This window comes from Pantoea sp. Ft-CA_14 (assembly GCF_024520875.1).
In the GTDB taxonomy this organism is placed as follows: domain Bacteria; phylum Pseudomonadota; class Gammaproteobacteria; order Enterobacterales; family Enterobacteriaceae; genus Pantoea; species Pantoea agglomerans.
Window position 1 is genome coordinate 137,333 of sequence record NZ_JALNPM010000005.1, and the last position, 17,462, is coordinate 154,794.

A 17,462-nucleotide genomic window follows, 5' to 3' on the forward strand; every position below is an offset into this window, starting at 1 on the left:
ACGCTTTGGATAGCCTGCTAACTCTTCCTGCAGCGAACGGTTCCGAAATCAGGATTTTGCAAATCACGGATACCCACCTGTTCGCGGGAAAACATGAATCGCTGCTTGGGGTGAACACCTGGTCGAGCTATAAAGCGGTGCTGGATGCGATTATTGCGCAACATCGCGACTACGACCTGATTATCGCCACCGGCGATCTCGCCCAGGATCACTCTATCGAAGCCTATCAGCATTTTGCTGAGGGCATCTCACGTTTGCCGCGGCCCTGCGTCTGGCTGCCCGGTAATCATGATTTTCAGCCCGCGATGTTCGACACGCTGGCAGCAGCTCATATCAATGCCCACAAGCAGGTGCTGGTGGGGGAGCAGTGGCAGATTGTGTTGCTGGACAGCCAGGTCTCGGGTGTGCCGCACGGGATGCTGAGTGATTATCAGCTGGAGTGGCTCGATAACGCGCTGGCCCGCTATCCGCAACGTCACACGCTGGTGCTGCTGCACCACCATCCGCTGGCCTCTGGCTGTACCTGGCTCGATCAGCACAGCCTGCGCAACTCACATCAGCTTGATGCGGTGTTACAGCATTACCCGTTAGCCCGGACGCTGGTCTGTGGTCATATTCACCAGGAGCTGGATCTTGAGTGGCACGGTCGTCGTGTGCTGGCCACCCCTTCAACCTGCGTTCAGTTCAAACCGCACTGCACCAGCTTTACGATCGACACCGTGGCACCAGGCTGGCGCTGGTTCACGCTGTATCCGGATGGCGGCCTTGAGACCGAGGTTAACCGGCTCGACACCGACGCTTTTCGTCCCGATTTAGACTCAGAAGGATACTGACGCGTGGCGGTATTACTCTATCTGCACGGTTTTAACAGCTCGCCGCAGTCGGCTAAGGCGACGCAGTTCCGGCAATGGTTAGAGGCGCAGCATCCGGAGATCGAAATGATCGTGCCCCAGCTGCCGACGTTTCCGGCCGATGCCGCCGCAATGCTGGAAGATCTGGTACTGAGCCGCAGCGGCGAAACGCTGGGGCTGGTAGGCTCGTCGCTGGGCGGTTATTACGCCACCTGGCTGTCGCAATGCTTTATGCTGCCTGCTGTGGTCGTCAATCCCGCGGTGCGGCCTTTTGAGCTGCTGGCGGATTTCCTGGGCGAAAATCAGAATCCCTACACCGGCCAGCAATATGTGTTAGAGTCACGCCACATTTACGATCTGAAAGTAATGCAGATTGAACCGCTGGAAGCGCCCGATTTACTCTGGCTGCTGCAACAGACCGGCGATGAAGTTCTCGATTACCGTCAGGCGCTCGACTATTACAGCGCGTGCCGTCACACGGTAGAAGAGGGCGGAAATCATGCATTTACTGGATTCGAGCGCCATTTCCCGCAGATTCTGGACTTTCTCGGTCTGAATCATCCCTGAGTAATGCGGAAATCGCACCCCATTTCACCCTTCTAATCAGACATTTACGATGAGTCAATCTAACTATAACGCGGATGCCATTGAGGTCCTGACTGGCCTTGAGCCTGTTCGCCGTCGCCCGGGGATGTACACCGATACGACGCGACCCAACCATTTGGGTCAGGAAGTGATTGATAACAGCGTCGATGAGGCGCTGGGCGGCCACGCGAAGCGGGTTGAAGTGATTCTGCACGCTGACCAGTCGCTGGAAGTTATTGATGATGGTCGCGGCATGCCGGTGGATATTCACCCGGAAGAGGGCGTGCCTGCCGTCGAGCTGATCCTGTGTCGTCTGCACGCGGGCGGCAAGTTCTCCAATAAAAACTATCAGTTCTCGGGCGGCCTGCACGGCGTTGGCATCTCGGTGGTTAACGCCCTGTCAAAACGCGTCGAAGTGACGGTGCGCCGTAATGGCGAAATCTATGACATGGCGTTTGAGAATGGCGACAAAGTCCAGGATCTCACGGTTACCGGCACGGTGGCTAAACGCAACACCGGCACGCGCGTCCATTTCTGGCCCGATGAAAGCTTCTTCGACAGCCCACGTTTTTCGGTGTCACGCTTATCACATCTGCTGAAAGCCAAAGCGGTGCTCTGTCCTGGCGTTGAGATTGTCTTTAAAGACAAGCTGAACAATACCGAACAAACCTGGTGCTACGAAGATGGCCTGACTGACTACCTGTGCGAAGCGGTGAATGGCTTACCGACGCTGCCGGAAAAACCGTTTGTCGGCAGCTTTGCTGGCGATGTGGAAGCGGTTGACTGGGCGCTGTTGTGGCTGCCGGAAGGCGGTGAGCTGTTAACTGAAAGCTACGTTAACCTGATCCCGACCATGCAGGGCGGGACTCACGTCAACGGCCTGCGTCAGGGGCTGCTGGATGCGATGCGCGAGTTCTGCGAATACCGCAACATTCTGCCGCGTGGCGTGAAGCTCTCCGCTGAAGATATCTGGGATCGCTGCGCCTATGTGCTGTCGGTGAAGATGCAGGATCCGCAGTTCGCCGGGCAGACCAAAGAGCGCCTCTCTTCACGTCAGTGTGCAGCCTTTGTCTCTGGCGTGGTAAAAGATGCCTTCAGCCTGTGGCTGAACCAGAATATCCAGATCGCAGAGCAGCTGGCTGAGCTGGCGATCTCCAGCGCCCAGCGACGTATGCGGGCAGCCAAAAAAGTGGTGCGTAAAAAGCTCACCAGCGGTCCGGCGCTGCCGGGCAAGCTGGCAGACTGCACCGCGCAGGATCTGAATAAAACAGAACTGTTCCTGGTCGAAGGGGACTCGGCAGGCGGCTCGGCCAAGCAGGCGCGCGATCGTGAATATCAGGCGATCATGCCGCTTAAGGGCAAGATCCTTAACACCTGGGAAGTCTCTTCCGATGAGGTGCTGGCGTCGCAGGAAGTGCATGATATTTCCGTGGCGATCGGCATCGATCCCGACAGCGAAGATCTTTCACAGCTGCGCTACGGCAAGATCTGCATTCTGGCGGATGCGGACTCGGATGGTCTGCACATCGCCACGCTGCTGTGTGCCCTGTTCGTGAAACATTTCCGTTCACTGGTCAGAAACGGACACGTCTACGTTGCCATGCCGCCGCTCTACCGTATCGATCTCGGAAAAGAGGTCTACTACGCGCTGGATGAAGATGAGAAAGAGGGCGTGCTGGAGCAGCTGAAACGCAAAAAGGGCAAACCTAACGTTCAGCGCTTTAAAGGGCTGGGCGAGATGAACCCCTTACAGCTGCGCGAAACGACGCTGGATCCGAATACCCGCCGTCTGGTACAGCTGACCATTAGTGAAGAGGATATCGATCAGACGCTGCGCATGATGGATATGCTGCTGGCGAAGAAACGTTCCGAAGACCGGCGTAACTGGTTGCAGGAAAAAGGCGACAAGGCCGATATCGAAGTGTAAAAAAACAGGACGCGAAAGCGTCCTGTTCTCTTTGTGCTTCAGCCAGCACATCCCCGGAGAACCCGGCAGATTCAGAGCAGAGACAGTAATCCTTGTGAAAATTACCCTGGAAGAATTACGCGCCTGGGTGGCGGTGGTGGACAGCGGTTCTATTACCGCGGCGGCATCCCAGCTGGCGCAGACCAGTTCGGGCATCAGCCGGGCGTTGTCCCGGCTGGAGAGCAAGCTGCAGACCACCCTGCTGCATCGCACCACCCGACGGCTGGCGCTGACCGAAGAGGGACAGGTTTTTCTGGAGCATGCGCGACAGATCCTGGCCTCGGTTGAGCAGGCCGAAGAGCAGATAGCCCTGCGGCGCGAGATGCCGTCAGGGCGGCTGCGGGTAAACGCCGCCACCCCTTTTATGCTGCATGTGATTGTGCCGCTGGTGGACGATTTCCGCGCCCGCTATCCCCTGATCCAGCTTGAACTGAATACTGACGATATCCTGATCGATCTGCTGGAGCAGCAAACGGATATTGCCATTCGCATCGGCGAACTGCGCGACTCTACGCTGCGCGCCCGGATGCTTGGCAGCAGTGCGATCCGGCTGATGGCCAGTCCGGCCTATCTGGCGAAAGCGGGCACCCCGCAGAGCGTTGCCGATCTCGCGCAGCATCAAATCATCGGCTTCAGCCATCTTGAGGCGCACAACGTCTGGCCGATCTGGCAGCCTGATGGCGATTTCATGCGCATTAAGCCCACAATCTCTGCCTCCAGCGGCGAAACCATCCGGCAGCTGGCGCTGGCAGGACAGGGGATCGCACGCCTCTCCGACTTTGTCAGCCGGGAAGATTGCGCGGCAGGCCGGCTGGTGCCGGTTCTCCCCGCTGAAACCCGCGAGCTGCGGTTGCCGGTGCATGCGGTCTATTACCGCAACACCACGCTCTCTTCGCGTATCGGCTGCTTCCTGGATTTTCTCCGCACCGAGATTGATCGGCGTCAGCTGCTGTGATCTCTCCTGGCATAATAAAAAACCCCTGTCATAGGGCAGGGGTTTTGAGATGCTGGCAAGTCTGGCCGGATTCGCTGTGAGATTGTGCTTGCACAGGGAACACGGTCAGATCGGAAAGGCGCTCAAGCCAGTCCCTGGTCGCTCTACCCGCGCCATCCCTGGCGCGGGACGCTTTCCTCTTCTGACCGTGTTCCCTTCGCGTTGAGCTAATTCATTGCTGCCAGAGGCACTCAGGTTTGAGGTTGTCAGCAGCCTGACCCCGTTTACCGAAAAGGGGTTAAGCCTTCAGCACGAATCAGGCGCTGGGTTCCAGCACCAGAATCTCCACATCCACCACATCATCTTTAATGATGGCGCGATGCGCATCCATGTGCGGCATCTGCTGATGCTGCTCCAGATGACGCAGCGTTTCCCACTGTTCCAGCATAAAAATGGAGTCCGGCGAGTTCTGTTTCCACGGCACCTGCGCCTGATGGTCCAGCAGCGCGTCATACTGATGGCAGCCTTCTTCTTCTAAAACCAGCGGGATCAGTTTTTTCACCGCATCCAGCACGGCCTGACGGCGACCGGGTTTGACACAAATTTCAGCAACGACTGTTAACATTCGCGAATTCCTCTTTCATGGGAAAATAGGGGGTGTCCCCCAGCCATCTTACGCAAAAACGCGACTAAGATGGGTCCGATAAGCGGCAATATCGCGTGGCACGTCCGGCGCTTTAATCACATCGTTGCAGATAAAGGTCGGCAGCGCTTCCATACCCAGGAACTGGTTGGCTTTGTGGAAGTGCAGATAAAGACCGTCGACGCCGACGCCTTCAAAGAACTGCTCCGGGTCGGTAAAGGCCTGCAGCGGCGCATTCCATGTCAGCGACAGCATATATTTTTTGCCCTGCAGCAGACCGCCGGAACCATATTTCTTTGCCGCATCAGAACGGGTACGGCCATCGCTGGCGTAGAGCGAGCCGTGGCCTTCGGTAAAGACTTCATCGATATAACGCTTCACAGTCCACGGCTCGCCCATCCACCAGCCAGGCATCTGATAAATCACCACATCACTGTCGACATATTTCTGCACTTCATCTGCGACCACGTAGTCGCTGTCAGCCAGGGTCACAGACACCTCATGCCCCATGTCACGCAACTGGCTGGCCGCAACGTCGGTCAGCGTGTGGTTCAGTTCGCCTTTAGAGTGGGCAAAGGTTTTGCCGCCATCGATAATTAAAATCTTGCTCATGAATTGTTTGCCTCATTTCCTGAATATGGCGCTTAGCTTACGCGCGCTGGGGTCGCAGAAAAATGGGAGGTTGATCACAACACTTTTGCTGTGGAAGCAACAATGCGCCGGTTTATGGCACCATCGGCAGGCAAACTCACTGTGAAACAATTATAGAAAAACGCAAAATGAAAAAAATTGTCCTCTCTTTGCTGCTGGCCACCGGTGCTGTCCAGGCACAATCTCATCTCGACACCATCCTCAGTTCTAAAACGCTTAAGGTCTGCACCACCGGGGATTACAAGCCTTACAGCTTCCTGCGACCCGATGGTCAGTATGAAGGGCTGGATATCAGCATGGCGAACGCGCTGGCTACCTCGCTCGGCGCGAAAGTGGAGTGGGTGCCAACCAGCTGGAAAAACCTGATGCCCGATTTTCTGGCAAAGCAGTGTGATATCGCCGTCGGCGGCGTCTCCGTCACGCTGAAACGCCAGCAGACCGCCTGGTTCGCCCGGCCGCTGGATGTGGATGGCAAAATCCCGCTGGTGCGCTGCAGCGATAAAGATCGCTTCCAGACCATCGAACAGCTCAACCGGCCTGACGTGCGACTGATTGAACCGGCAGGCGGCACCAACGAAGCCTTTGTGCACAGCCACCTGCCAAAGGCCTCACTGACGCTGTTCCACGATAACGTCACCATCTTCCGGCAACTGGTGGACAACAAGGCGGATGTGATGATCACCGATGCCTCTGAAGCGCGTTTTCAGCAGCAGCATTACCCGACGCTCTGTGCGATCAATCCCGACAAACCGCTGCAGTATGGCGAGAAGGCTTACATGATTCCGCGTGACGATATCAGCTGGAAGCTCTATGTCGATCAGTGGCTGCATCTCAGCACCGCCACCGGCGAATATCGTGACATTGCCCGCCAGTGGATGGGCGCAAAGCCCTGATCCACTTCCGCAGACAGGTCAGACACTTGCCGGTCTGAATCCGGCGTGCCTCCGGCACATAAAATCGCGCGGCGGGACGCCTGCTCTCCCGCGCTTCCCCTGTGACTAACACCAGCGAATAAGGTACTATCCTCGCCAAACCACCGCCGGGTGTCCCGCCGTTGTGGGCCACGATGTGAGGATGAGAAATTAATGAGTGAACTGACTCAGGATGGTGCAGAGCGTCTTGCCCTGCACACATTCACCGAGAATGCGTACTTAAACTATTCGATGTACGTCATCATGGACCGCGCCCTGCCTTACATTGGCGACGGATTAAAGCCGGTTCAGCGACGTATCGTCTACGCCATGTCCGAACTGGGACTGAGCGCCAGCGCAAAATTCAAAAAATCGGCGCGTACCGTAGGTGATGTGCTGGGTAAATACCATCCGCACGGCGACAGCGCCTGCTATGAAGCGATGGTGCTGATGGCGCAGCCGTTCTCCTACCGTTATCCGCTGGTCGATGGCCAGGGTAACTGGGGGGCACCGGATGATCCCAAGTCGTTCGCGGCGATGCGTTACACCGAATCCCGCCTGTCAAAATATGCCGAGCTGCTGCTGGGTGAGCTGGGTCAGGGGACGGTCGATTATCAGCCGAACTTTGATGGCACGCTGCAGGAGCCGAAGATGTTACCGGCGCGCCTGCCCAATATTCTGCTGAACGGCACCACCGGGATTGCCGTGGGTATGGCGACCGATATTCCGCCGCATAACCTGCGCGAAGTGGCTCAGGCCGCCATCGCGCTGATCGACTCGCCGAAAACCACGCTGGAACAGCTGCTGGATATTGTCCAGGGGCCTGATTATCCTACAGAGGCGGAGATCATCACGCCGCGTGACGAGATCCGCAAAATCTATCAGACCGGTCGCGGCTCAATTCGCCAGCGTGCAGTCTGGAAGAAGGAAGAGGGCGAGGCGGTGATTACCGCGCTGCCGCATCAGGTGTCGGGCGCGCGCGTGCTGGAGCAGATTGCGAACCAGATGCGCAATAAAAAGCTGCCGATGGTGGAGGATCTGCGTGATGAATCGGATCACGAGAACCCGACCCGCCTGGTGATCGTTCCGCGCTCCAACCGCGTCGATCTCGATCAGGTGATGAACCATCTGTTCGCCACCACCGATCTGGAAAAGAGCTACCGCGTTAACCTCAACATGATCGGGCTGGATAACCGCCCGGCGGTGAAAAACCTGCATGAGATCCTGACCGAATGGCTGGTGTTCCGCCGCGATACGGTCAAACGTCGTCTGAATCACCGCCTGGATCGCGTGCTGCGCCGCCTGCATATCCTGGAAGGTTTGCTGGTTGCGTTCCTGAACATCGATGAAGTGATCGAGATCATCCGTACTGAGGATGAGCCTAAGCCGGTCCTGATGTCACGCTTTGGCATCAGCGAAACCCAGGCCGAATCGATCCTCGAACTGAAGTTGCGCCACCTGGCAAAACTGGAAGAGATGAAGATCCGTGGCGAGCAGGCGGAGCTGGAAAAAGAGCGCGATCAGCTGCAGGCCACGCTGGCCTCTGAACGCAAGATGAACACCCTGCTGAAAAAAGAGTTACAGGCTGACAGCGCCAGCTACGGTGACGATCGTCGCTCGCCGCTGCGTGAGCGTGAAGAAGCCAAAGCCCTGAGCGAAACCGAGCTGGTGCCGTCTGAGCCGGTGACCATTGTGCTGTCGCAGATGGGCTGGGTGCGTAGCGCCAAAGGCCACGATATCGATCCAGCCGGACTCAGCTACAAAGCCGGCGACAGCTATCTGGCTGCGGCACGCGGCAAGAGCAATCAGCCGGTGGCCTTTATCGACTCCACCGGCCGCAGCTACACCCTGGATCCAACGTCGCTGCCTTCAGCGCGCGGGCAGGGCGAGCCGTTGACCGGCAAGCTGACGCCACCGCCGGGTGCGGTAGTTGAACAGGTGCTGATGGAGCCGGATGATCAGCGCCTGCTGATGGCCTCTGATGCGGGTTACGGCTTTATCTGTACCTTCAGCGATCTGGTGTCGCGCAACCGCGCCGGTAAAGCGCTGCTGACGCTGCCGGAAAACGCCCGTGTGATGACGCCGATGGCCGTCCATCATGAAGATGACATGCTGCTGGCGATCACCCAGGCGGGACGGATGCTGATGTTCCCGGTCGGGGAGCTGCCGCAGATGTCGAAAGGCAAGGGCAACAAAATCATCTCGATTCCATCCGCGGAAGCGGCCGCCGGTCAGGACAAACTGGCCTGGCTGATGATTTTACCGCCGGGCAGCGCTATCACGCTGCACGTAGGCAAGCGTAAAATGCTGCTGCGCAGTGAAGAGCTACAAAAATTCCGCGCCGATCGCGGACGTCGCGGTACGCTGTTACCGCGCGGCCTGCAAAAAATTGATCGTGTTGAACTGGATGCGCCTGCGCGTCCGGCGAGCCCGGATAGCGAAGCGTAAACTACCCGGCTGACACCGCGTCAGCCGTGGCTCAATGAGGGAACTATGTTACTGATTCTGCGTGCCATTATTGTGGTCATCTATTCGATCTTAGTCTGTATATCTGGCTGTATCTGGTGTCTGTTTTCACCGCGCAATCCGCGTCATGTCGCCACATTTGGCCATCTGTTCGGCAAACTGTCGACGGTATTTGGCCTTAAAGTAGAACTGCGCAGACCGGAAGGTGCTGAGAATTATGGTAATGCGATCTACATCGCGAACCATCAGAACAACTACGACATGGTCACCGCGGCTAAAATGGTGCAGCCCTGTACGGTGACGGTGGGCAAGAAGAGCCTGTTGTGGGTGCCGTTTTTTGGCCTGCTCTACTGGCTGACCGGTAACCTGCTGATTGATCGCGATGACCGTGCAAAAGCACGCGGCACGATAGGTCAGCTGGTAGATGAGTTTAACAGTAAGCGCATCTCCATCTGGATGTTCCCGGAAGGGACGCGCAGCCGTGGCCGTGGCCTGCTGCCGTTTAAAACCGGTGCCTTTCACGCCGCTGTGGCGGCGGGTGTGCCGATCATTCCGATTGTGGTCTCTAACACGCATGGCAAGATCAACCTCAATCGCTGGAAAAACGGGCTGGTAATCGTTGAGATGATGCCACCGATTGATGTAAAGGCTTTCGAGTCGTCGTCGGTGCGTAAGCTGGCGACCCACTGTCGCGAACTGATGGCGGCAAAGCTGGAAGAGCTGAACGCCGAAGTCGCAGAACGCGAAAAAAACGGAAATATCTGACCGGCGAACCATTCGCCGAACTATCCTGCAGGGATGCCGCACGGCGGGGCACGTCCGCCCGCCGTGAACGCAGCACAGCAAAAACAGATCAATAAAAACAGGGTCGGCGCTTAGCGCCACGCGTAAAGGGTCAGAAGTTTTATGTCTTTCAGCAGACGTCAGTTCATCCAGCTTTCTGCCGGAGCGGCGCTTAGCGCCAGTGTACTACCTCATGCGGCGCGTGCCGCTTCTTCAGCTAATGGCGACACGCCACTTCCGGTTCCGCCGTTGCTGGAATCCCGTCGCGGCCAGCCGCTGTTCCTGACAATGCAGCGCAGCCACTGGTCTTTTAATGGCGACAACAACAAAGTGCCGGTGTGGGGCATTAATGGCCTCTATCTTGGCCCGACCGTCCGGGTTTACAGCGGCGATGACGTTAAGCTGATCTACAGCAACCGTCTGAACGAGCCGGTCTCTATGACTATCAGCGGCCTGCAGTTGCCGGGTGCGCTGATGGGTGGCGCGCCGCGTATGATGTCAGCCGGTGTCGACTGGTCGCCGGTGCTGCCGATTCGTCAGGCGGCCTCAACCTGCTGGTATCACGCCAACACGCCGAACCGCATGGCTCCGCACATCTATAACGGACTGGCGGGGATGTGGCTGGTGGAAGATGATATTGGCAGGCAGCTGCCGTTGCCGAAGCATTACGGCGTCGATGACTTCCCGATTATCATTCAGGACAAGCGGCTCGATAACTTTGCCACGCCGGTCTATGACCCGCCGCAGGATGGTGGTTTCCTGGGCGACACGCTGCTGGTGAATGGCGTACGCAATCCGTTTGTGGAGGTATCACGCGGCTGGGTGCGTCTGCGTCTGCTGAATGCCTCGAATGCGCGCCGCTATGAGATGGTGCTCAGCGACAATCGCCCGTTTATGGTCATCGCCAGCGATCAGGGCTATCTGCCTGCGCCGGTCGCGGTGCAGCGCCTGTCACTGGCGCCGGGCGAACGCCGCGAGGTGCTGGTGGATATGTCGCAGGGCGATGAAGTGTCGATTACCGCAGGTACGGCGGCGGGCATTATGGATCGGCTGCGCGGCTTCTTTGAGCCATCCTCCATTCTGACGTCAACCCTGATCCTGACGCTGCGGCCAACCGGCTTGCTGCCGCTGGTGACGGATAATCTGCCGATGCGGCTGCTGGCCGATCAGATTCTGGATGGCGTGGCGGTTCGCACCCGTGAATTCCGCATCGGTGACAGCATGCCGGGCATTAACGGCGCGATCTGGGATATGAGCCGCATTGACACCACGGCACAGCAGGGCACCTTTGAGCGCTGGATCCTGCATGCTGACCGGCCACAGTCGCTGCATATCCAGGGCGTGATGTTCCTGATTAAAAGTGTGAATGGTGCACAGCCGATGGGCGAAGATCGTGGCTGGAAAGATACGGTGTGGGTCGATGGCAGCGTGGAACTGATGGTCACTTTCCCGCAAAGTTCGTCAGATCACTTCCCGTTCGTCTACTACAGTCAGACGCTGGAACTGGCCGACCGCGGCACTGCCGGTCAGCTGGTGGTGCAGCCCAGCGCATAACAGCGCGGTCAGGCAGGGAGAGCCCGCCTGACCGCGTTAATCGTTAGCTGCCCCAGCCGCAGGGCAGATAAGGTGAGGTCACCTGGTGACGCCCAGCCTTAGTTAAAGGTTTCCGGATCCGGCCCCAGACGATTGCCGCTGTCCAGCTTGGCAATATCGCTCACTTCATGCTTGTCCAGACGGAAGTCGAACACCTTAAAGTTTTCTTCAATGCGGGCTGGTGTCACCGACTTCGGAATCACCACCAGGCCGCTATCCAGATGCCAGCGGATCACGATCTGTGCCGGCGTCTTGCCATATTTCTTCGCCAGCGACTTGATGATCTCCTGATCGAAGACCCCTTTGCCGCCCTGCGCCAGCGGACTCCAGGATTCGGTCTGGATCTGATGCAGTGCGTTCCACGCATGCAGCGTGCGCTGCTGTAGCATCGGGTGCAGCTCAATCTGGTTCACCACCGGCGTGACACCGGTTTCATCCAGCAGTCGCTTCAGATGCGCCTCATGGAAGTTACAGACGCCGATACTTTTGGTCAGCCCCTGCTGCTGCAGTTCAATCATCTTCTTCCAGGCATCGACATAATTGTCTTTTTCCGGGCACGGCCAGTGCATCAGATAGAGATCAACCTGCTCCAGTTTCAGTTTCTCCAGGCTGGTTTCCATCGCCTGCTGAACGTTCTGCTGATCGTCGTTCCAGAGTTTGGTGGTCACGAAAATCTCTTCTCGCGGCACGTCAGTTTCCTGCAGTGCCTGGCCAATCGCCTCTTCATTCTTATAGGCGGCGGCGGTATCGATTGAGCGATAGCCGACCTCCAGCGCTTTCAGCACCGCATGACGTGCATCTTCAATGCTGGCCTGCCACACGCCGAGTCCGAGTTGCGGCATCATATTGCCATCGCGCAGTTTGATAATGGGTTGGTCTGCCATAGTTGCTCCTTTCCGTTGCGGTTAATCCGTGAGATTTCACTGTGCTTAAGTCTAGCCAACAATTCTCAGCCTGCTTAGCTGAGGCAACAACAGCGGTTCTGCCGCATGCCCGATCCGGTAAATTTCTTGCCTGATTCTCCAGGCTGCTGGTGATTCAGGCATTCGCACGGCACACTGGCTTTTTGCCCGTAAAAGGAGTCGCTATGGCGCACGATGCCCTGTGTCACCGGCTGGCGCAGCAGGTCGTCACATTAATGACCCATGGTCACGACCGTCTTTGTCCGGTCGAAAATGTGTCGCTGATTTACGCTAATCAATATCGTCCCCGTACGCCGATGATGTATCAGCCCGGCATTGTGATCCTGTTTCAGGGCAGCAAAACCGGCTATCTCGGCAGCACGGTGTTTCAGTATGACGCCAGCAAGTACCTGATGCTCACCGTGCCGCTGCCGGTGGAGTGCGAAACCTGGGCCTCGCCAGAGGTGCCGATTGCCGGGCTGTGCCTTAATGTCGATACCGCCAGCCTGCAGGATCTGCTGATTGAAATCGGCGATGACGATCAGTTCCAGCCGCAGCCGCAGACCTCAGGGATCCACTCGGCGTGGCTGACGGAACCGATGCTGTGTGCCGCTGAGCGGCTGCTTGATGTGATGACCCAGCCACGCGATGCGCGGGTGCTGGGGCCGCACATCGTGCGGGAGATTATCTACTACGTGCTGACTGGCCCGATTGGTGGTGCGCTCCTCTCACTGGTGAGCCGACAGACGCAATTCAGCCTGATCGCGCGTGCCCTGCGACGGATTGAGAATCACTATGCGGAAAACCTCAGCGTCGATGCGCTGGCGGCGGAAGTGAACATGAGCGTTTCAGCCTTTCACCATAACTTTAAAGCGGTTACGCAGACGTCGCCCCTGCAGTATCTCAAGCGATATCGCCTGCATCAGGCGCGATTGCTGATGCTGCACGATGGACTGAAAGCGAGTGCGGCGGCGGTGCGGGTTGGCTATGAAAGTCCCTCACAGTTTTCGCGGGAATTTAAGCGCTATTTTGGCGTGACGCCAGGGGAAGAGGTGAATCGTGTGCGGCAGACGGTAGCGGATCCGTCCGCCTGAGTGGCGGCGGATCCTGATGCTACGCGCTGACGTCAGGCCTGTTTCTGCCGACGCTTTTTCCAGATAACCAGAATGCTGCCAAACAGCCCGAGAAACAGCAACACCATCGGCAGTATCATCAGGATCGCCATCACCTGATCTTCATGACGCTTGATGAACGGCACCTGGCTGATGCCATAGCCAAACGTCACGACGATGCCGACCCACAGCACGCCGCTGAGCCAGTTGAACAGTTGAAAGCGACCATTCTGCAAGCCCGCAATGCCCGCCATGGTTGGCAGGATCGTCCGGATGAAAGCCAGAAAACGGCCCACCAGCAGCGCCATCAGGCCGTGACGGTTAAACATATTCCACGCGCGCTGGTGATACTGCGCGGGCAGATGCATCAGCCAGCTCTTCACCAGCCGGGTATTCCCCAGCCAGCGACCCTGCAGATAGCTCAGCCAGCAGCCCAGGCTGGCGGCGGTGGTGAGGATCACCATCGTCGGCACAAAATCCATCACCCCTTTTGCCACCATCGCACCCGCCAGCAGCAGCAGGCTGTCGCCCGGCAGGAAAGAGGCGGGTAACAGCCCATTTTCCAGAAACAGCGTCAGGAACATCACGCCGTACACCACCCACACCACATCCGGATTTGCCAGCGCGGCAAAATCCTGATGCCAGAGCGCGTGGACAATCTCGTGTAAAACACCCATTTGCTATTCCATCACGTCACAAGGAACTATCCGTCTGCATTCAGGCAATCGGTCGCGGCGCTGCGCAATAAATGCAGCGACCTCACTGATGACCTGAACGGTCTGGGATAAATTTTAACAATAAATGAGCAGCAGCCCGGCAAACTCTGCGGGTGGCCGCTACCCGGTTCATCTTCTGTTTAGCGTCTGTTTATCTTTTGCCTGAGTTTATTAACGCGTCAGGCGCGCAAAACCGGCGTCCAGGTCAGCCAGCAGATCGTCAACGTGCTCCAGACCAATATGCAGTCGCACCAGCGTACCGGTGAAGTCGACTCCACCCGCCGGACGAATCGCGGCCAGCTCTTCCGGCTGATTCGCCAGGATCAGCGATTCATAGCCGCCCCAGGAGTACGCCATGCTGAAATGATGGAAGTGATCGAGATATTCCGCCAGCTGGGGCGCGCTGAGTTTTTCCTGCAGGATAAAAGAGAACAGGCCGCTGCTGCCGTTAAAATCACGCTGCCAGAACTGATGACCTTTGCTCTGCGCCAGCGCCGGGTGATTAACCCGCGCCACTTCGGGACGCGCTGCCAGCCACTCTGCCACCTGAATCGCGCTCTCTTCATGCTGACGCAGACGGGTACCCAGCGTGCGCAGCCCCCGACTCGCCATATAGGCTGTGTCGGCATCGACCATCTGACCCATCAGATAGGAGTTCTCGCGCAGCTGATCGATACAGCGCGCATTGGCGACCGCCGTGCCGATCATCGCATCGCTGTGACCAATCAGATATTTGGTGCCCGCCTGAATCGAAATATCGATGCCGTGCGCCAGCGCATCAAATAAAATACCGGCCGCCCAGGTGTTGTCGATCATGATGATCGCCTCGGGCGCTTTGGCGCGAACCGCCGCCACAATCGCCGGAATATCCTGAACTTCCATCGTGATAGAGGCCGGTGATTCCAGGAAAACGACCCGGGTATTGGGCTGCACCAGCTCACCGATTTCACTGCCGATACAGTGATCGAACCAGCCCGTTGAAACCTGCAGCTTAGTCAGGATCTTAGTACAGAAATCCTGGGTCGGTTCATAGACTGCGCCACTCATCAGCACGTGGTCGCCCGCCTCGACAAACGCCAGAATCGCGTTCGCCACGGCAGCCGCGCCGCAGGGGTAGAGCACACAGCCTGCGCCGCCTTCCAGCTCCGTCATCGCATCCTGCAGTGCAAAGTGCGTCAGGGTGCCACGACGGCCATAAAAGAGCTCGCCTTTTGCCCGACCGGCAGTGGCGCGTTTCTTCTCCGCGACCGTATCAAAAACCAGCGAGGAGGCCCGTTGAATCACACTGTTCACCGAGCCCTGGGTATAACGCTTGCTGCGTCCTGCACTGACGAGCGTGGTATCAATTTTTCTGGTGGTCATGAGTCGCCTTTGCCGCTTCTGACTAAGCCCTCACGTTACCACGAAACGACCAGCAGGGTTGAGACTCAATGGTGATTATCAGAGTGCTTCGCAGGATGAAAATCGGGTCCGCTACCGGACCCGATTTTGCCGACGCTACATCACGCCCATCAGGCGCGGTAACCAGAGGGAGATAGCCGGAATATAGGTAATCAGCATCAGCACGATAAACAGCATGCCGTAAAACGGCAGCATGGCTCTGACCACCTGCTCGATTTTCTGCTTACTGACCGCACTGGCGACAAACAGTACTGTACCGACCGGCGGGGTGATCAGGCCGATCCCGAGGTTGGTCAGCATGATCATGCCGAAGTGAACCGGATCGACGCCAAGCGCGGTAGCGACCGGCAACAGCACCGGCGTCAGGATCAGGATCAGCGGCGCCATATCCATCAGCGTCCCCACCACCAGCAGCAGGATGTTGATACACATCAGGATCACATATTTGTTATCGGAGAGGCTGGTGAACGCCTCGGTGATAATCGTTGGCAGTTGCATGAAGGTCATCACTGCGCCAAATCCGGCGGCAAAGGCGATCAGCACCATCACGATGGTGACAGTCTTAATGGTGCGGAACAGCAGGATATGCAGCTGGTTCCATTTAAAGTCGCGATAAATAAACATGGTGACGAAAAAGGCCCAGATACAGGCAATCGCGGCGGACTCCGATGCGGTAAAAATACCGGAGAGAATGCCACCCATAATAATCACCACGGTAAACAGTCCCCAGAACGCGTCAAAGAAGATTTTCAGCGCCTGACGAAACGGAATACGTTCCCCTTTGGGATAGCCGCGTTTATGGGCAAAGCCGAGGCACATTACCATCAGGCAGCCACCCAGCATCAGGCCAGGCAGGATACCCGCCACGAACAGGGAAGAGATAGTTACCAGCCCACCGGTCGCCAGCGAATAGATCACCGAGTTGTGGCTGGGTGGCGTCAGCACCGCCTGCACTGAGCCGCTGGCGGTTACTGCGGCGGCGAAATCACGCGGATAGCCTTTCTCCTCCATCTGCGGAATCATCACCGAGCCAATCGAGGCGGTATCCGCCACCGATGAGCCGGAAATCGCGCCGAAGAAGGTGGAGGCGACAATGTTCACCAGCGACAGGCCACCGCGAATAAAGCCGACAAAGATATAGGCGAAGTTGACCAGCCGCCGGGCAATCCCACCCTCCGCCATAATCGCACCCGCGAGAATAAAGAACGGGATAGTCAGCAGCGAAAATTTGTTAATGCCGTTGGTCACCTGAATCACCACCGCTTCCAGCGGCAGATCGATCCACCAGGCGCCAATAAAGGCGCTCAGCCCCACCGCAAAGGCGACCGGAAAACCCACCATCAGCAACACCAGCAAACTGCCTATCAAGATCAATGCATCCATTTTTCTGCTCCGCGTTAGTGGGTGCCGCCCAGCGTGACAATCGGCCGCTGGCTCTGATCGCCGGTCAGCAATCGCTCAACAACAAACAGCAGGGTGAAGATCGCGCCAATCGGAATCGGCAGATACATCTCGCCGTAAGTTACTGCCGGTAATGAAGCGAGCGTCTGTACCCACATCGCTTCGCACAGGCTGTAACTGGCCTGAAAGATCACCAGACAGGTGATGATCATCAGCAGATCGCTGACGCGCAGCATCAGGCGCTGTCGGGCGGGTGACAGACGATCGGTGACCATGGAAACGCAGATATGCGTCCCGGCCCGCAGTCCGACCGGTGCGCCAATAAACGTAAAAATGATCATGCAGATAATGGCCACCGGTTCCGGCCAGGAGAGCGCGCCGTTCATCACGTAGCGGGCGAAGATCCCGATCGGGATCACCGTCACCATAATCATCAGTGCCACGGCGGCCACCAGCATGCAGAGCAGATAGAGCCCATCCATCAGACGTGTATAAGCAGCCATAATTGATACCTGATTAAGCACGCCACACGGCAGTGTGGCGCGGA

At 57.4% G+C, this 17,462-nt stretch carries 16 protein-coding genes; 9 read left to right on the plus strand and 7 right to left on the minus strand.

The genetic code is table 11. The annotated features are described in order from the left end of the window. Positions 1-5: 5 nt before the first annotated feature. The 4 genes from cpdA (at position 6) to NR195_RS10090 (ending at position 4,357) form a co-directional block, all read left to right on the plus strand. Positions 6-833, plus strand: a complete 828-nt coding sequence (gene cpdA / locus NR195_RS10075) for a 3',5'-cyclic-AMP phosphodiesterase (RefSeq protein WP_022623882.1) — start codon at positions 6-8, stop codon at positions 831-833. A gap of 3 nt (positions 834-836) precedes the next feature. Further along, complete coding sequence (yqiA, locus tag NR195_RS10080; protein ID WP_033772614.1) at positions 837-1,418, plus strand: esterase YqiA; 582 nt, start codon at positions 837-839, stop codon at positions 1,416-1,418. 49 nt (positions 1,419-1,467) lie between these two features. Continuing rightward, complete coding sequence (parE, locus tag NR195_RS10085; protein WP_010249031.1) at positions 1,468-3,363, plus strand: DNA topoisomerase IV subunit B; 1,896 nt, start codon at positions 1,468-1,470, stop codon at positions 3,361-3,363. 94 nt (positions 3,364-3,457) lie between these two features. Beyond that, positions 3,458-4,357: a LysR substrate-binding domain-containing protein gene (locus NR195_RS10090; protein ID WP_010671124.1), complete on the plus strand. Its 900-nt coding sequence runs from the start codon at positions 3,458-3,460 to the stop codon at positions 4,355-4,357. A 295-nt stretch (positions 4,358-4,652) separates the two neighbouring features. On the opposite strand, the gene NR195_RS10095 is transcribed toward NR195_RS10090, so the two are convergent. Together NR195_RS10095 and NR195_RS10100 are read right to left on the minus strand one after the other, a co-directional pair. Beyond that, entirely contained in the window at positions 4,653-4,961 is a 309-nt protein-coding gene (locus NR195_RS10095; RefSeq protein ID WP_256844480.1) for a putative quinol monooxygenase, read from the minus strand. 48 nt (positions 4,962-5,009) lie between these two features. Further along, positions 5,010-5,591 (minus strand): NAD(P)H-dependent oxidoreductase, encoded by a 582-nt coding sequence (locus NR195_RS10100; RefSeq protein WP_010249028.1) that lies wholly within the window; start codon positions 5,589-5,591, stop codon positions 5,010-5,012. A gap of 167 nt (positions 5,592-5,758) precedes the next feature. Here NR195_RS10100 and NR195_RS10105 point away from each other — a divergent pair, with 167 nt between their 5' ends. The 4 genes from NR195_RS10105 (at position 5,759) to ftsP (ending at position 11,344) form a co-directional block, all read left to right on the plus strand. Then, a complete protein-coding gene (locus NR195_RS10105; protein WP_256844481.1) occupies positions 5,759-6,523 on the plus strand; it encodes a transporter substrate-binding domain-containing protein in 765 nt (254 codons plus the stop codon). A 192-nt stretch (positions 6,524-6,715) separates the two neighbouring features. Beyond that, complete coding sequence (gene parC, locus NR195_RS10110; RefSeq protein WP_010671122.1) at positions 6,716-8,989, plus strand: DNA topoisomerase IV subunit A; 2,274 nt, start codon at positions 6,716-6,718, stop codon at positions 8,987-8,989. 45 nt (positions 8,990-9,034) lie between these two features. Next, on the plus strand, positions 9,035-9,772 hold the full coding sequence (locus NR195_RS10115; RefSeq protein WP_167430418.1) for a 1-acylglycerol-3-phosphate O-acyltransferase: 738 nt from the start codon (positions 9,035-9,037) through the stop codon (positions 9,770-9,772). 141 nt (positions 9,773-9,913) lie between these two features. Next, a complete protein-coding gene (gene ftsP / locus NR195_RS10120; RefSeq protein WP_010249023.1) occupies positions 9,914-11,344 on the plus strand; it encodes a cell division protein FtsP in 1,431 nt (476 codons plus the stop codon). Positions 11,345-11,442: 98 nt separating this feature from the next. Here ftsP and dkgA read toward each other — a convergent pair whose 3' ends face one another. After that, positions 11,443-12,267 carry a 2,5-didehydrogluconate reductase DkgA gene (gene dkgA / locus NR195_RS10125; RefSeq protein ID WP_010249022.1) on the minus strand — a complete coding sequence of 275 codons (825 nt, stop codon included), beginning with the start codon at positions 12,265-12,267 and terminating at the stop codon, positions 11,443-11,445. Between the two features lie 203 nt (positions 12,268-12,470). Between dkgA and NR195_RS10130 the strand changes: the two genes are divergently transcribed. Next, positions 12,471-13,379, plus strand: a complete 909-nt coding sequence (locus NR195_RS10130) for an AraC family transcriptional regulator (RefSeq protein WP_010249021.1) — start codon at positions 12,471-12,473, stop codon at positions 13,377-13,379. A 32-nt stretch (positions 13,380-13,411) separates the two neighbouring features. Here NR195_RS10130 and NR195_RS10135 read toward each other — a convergent pair whose 3' ends face one another. The 4 genes from NR195_RS10135 to NR195_RS10150 form a co-directional block, all read right to left on the minus strand. Further along, on the minus strand, positions 13,412-14,074 hold the full coding sequence (locus NR195_RS10135) for a DedA family protein (RefSeq protein ID WP_010249020.1): 663 nt from the start codon (positions 14,072-14,074) through the stop codon (positions 13,412-13,414). 210 nt (positions 14,075-14,284) lie between these two features. Beyond that, positions 14,285-15,475: a cystathionine beta-lyase gene (metC, locus tag NR195_RS10140; protein ID WP_010671119.1), complete on the minus strand. Its 1,191-nt coding sequence runs from the start codon at positions 15,473-15,475 to the stop codon at positions 14,285-14,287. Between the two features lie 135 nt (positions 15,476-15,610). Further along, positions 15,611-16,897: a TRAP transporter large permease gene (locus NR195_RS10145; RefSeq protein ID WP_010249018.1), complete on the minus strand. Its 1,287-nt coding sequence runs from the start codon at positions 16,895-16,897 to the stop codon at positions 15,611-15,613. Positions 16,898-16,911: 14 nt separating this feature from the next. Beyond that, positions 16,912-17,418, minus strand: a complete 507-nt coding sequence (locus NR195_RS10150) for a TRAP transporter small permease (protein WP_010249016.1) — start codon at positions 17,416-17,418, stop codon at positions 16,912-16,914. Between the last annotated feature and the right edge of the window lie 44 nt (positions 17,419-17,462).